Source organism: Micromonospora sp. CPCC 206060, from assembly GCF_036906895.1.
In the GTDB taxonomy this organism is placed as follows: domain Bacteria; phylum Actinomycetota; class Actinomycetes; order Mycobacteriales; family Micromonosporaceae; genus Micromonospora.
In genome coordinates this window covers 1-1,333 of sequence record NZ_JBAKHU010000228.1, presented here as the reverse complement: position 1 = coordinate 1,333, position 1,333 = coordinate 1, and the positions used below count along the sequence as shown (strand labels likewise).

Annotated in this window: 1 protein-coding gene; it reads left to right on the top strand. The window is 75.4% G+C overall.

Features of this window, described 5'->3' with window-relative positions:
• Nucleotides 1–1,333 (top strand): hypothetical protein (locus V6U90_RS33425; protein WP_334445180.1); only part of this gene is annotated, 1,333 nt, incomplete at both ends.

The following is a 1,333-nucleotide window of genomic DNA, read 5'->3' as shown; positions in this document are numbered from 1 at the left end:
CGCCCCCACGATCGGCCTGGAGGGTCTGCTGCAACGCGCCACCCCGGCGGCGATGGCCGCCGCCCCGGTGGCCGGCCGCATCATCGAGGCCGGCGACTTCGACCCCGCCCAGGCGCCCCAGCACGCGGCCCTGCTGATCCGCGACCAGCTCGGCAACCACTACGACCCGGTCCGCCCGCTCCGGCTCACCGCCAGCGCCGCCGAGCAGGCCCGCCGCCGGTACGAGGTGACCCTGGACTGGGCGGTGGGCCACCTCCAGCGGCTCAACGCCACGCAGCAGGCCACCGCCGACCTCGCCGAGCTGACCGCCTGGAAGAACCGGGTCGGTAAGCTCGCGGTCGGCGCCGTGCTGCCCGCCACCGACGTGCGGCAGTTCGCCGAGCGGATCCCCCGGATCGTCGAGCGGGTACAGGCGGTGCAGCCCCCCGGCTCCGCAACGGTCACCCCACCGGAGGAGGTGGAGCTGCTCGCCCAGGACCCGCGCACCGTGGCCCGGGTGGTGGCGTTCGAGCTGAAGACCCACCTCGACCTGACCGTCACCGACGACCAGGGCGCGGCCAGCCGGTACCGGATCGACCCGCAGGGCTGGATCGTCGAACTGCGGGAGGGCTCGGACGGCACGTTCGCCCCGGTCACGGCCGCCGAGGTGATCTTCGGCCTGGACCGTGACCTGAAGCTGCGGGCCGACGCGGCCGGGATCCGCCTGCGGCGGCAGATGGCCACCTACCACGAGCTGCTGGGGCGTACCCCGGTGCAGATGGACGCCGCCGCGGAGCTGGGCCCGGAGCTGGAGACGCGCATCCGGGAGGCACGCGCCGACGCCGACGACCGGGCCCGTGAGTGGATCACCGAGGGACTGCCCGCCCGATCGGCGAACCCCCTCGCGGCGCACGTCGCCCGGCACGACACCGACATTCCGCAGACGCGGGCCGGTCAGGCGCGGCGGCTGCTGGCCCCTGTCCTGCCGCCGGGATGGACCACCACCGGGCCGCTGCCCCAGGCACCGGACACGCTGCGCCCCGGCACCCGACTGTGGATCACCCGCCCCCAGGGTGCCGCCGCAGCACGTGTCGACGCCGACGGCACCTACCGGCTCTACGACCCGTTCGCCCTCGGGACGGCCGAGCGGACCCTCGACGCCCAGCAGTTCCAGGACGTACTCGCCGGGGCGCAGGCCGTCACCCTGGTCGAGCCCGACGTGCTGACGAGCTGGCTGCTCCAGGACGGCAACTGGGCGGCCTCCCGGCAGTTCGCGGAGGAGAACCTCGGGGTGCTGCGCGCCGACCCGACCGCGACGCGGCTGACGCAGGACCAGCAGCAGGCCCGGCCGGCG